Genomic DNA, 252 nt, shown 5'->3' with positions numbered 1-252 from the left:
GTTCTCGTGTCCGAAAAATCGAGTTTGAACATCGACCCGCAGGCAATAGCACCTTGTGGCCACCTGTCGAAACTCGACCCGTCGAAGAAATACGACGGGAAGGCGCAGACAGAGGCGATTGCCCAGTGGGCCAACGAACATGACGCATGCGACAATCGCTTTCAGGCTTTTGTGGCGCTCGTGACGCCGCTGCTGCGTATCAACGCGCCTGCTAGTAAATAAGATTTACAGCACCACCAATCAACCCCAAGA

1 protein-coding gene is annotated in these 252 nt (G+C 54.4%); it reads left to right on the top strand.

Annotated elements, in window-relative coordinates; translation table 11 throughout:
- Positions 1-222: hypothetical protein (locus tag AC1RPR_RS08940; RefSeq protein ID WP_481763595.1), on the top strand; the 222-nt coding region annotated here is incomplete at its 5' end.
- Positions 223-252 lie beyond the last annotated feature (30 nt).

It is taken from the genome of Dellaglioa sp. CoH-57-MRSF-22 (assembly GCF_056781895.1).
This window is presented reverse-complemented; position numbering and strand designations above follow the sequence as displayed.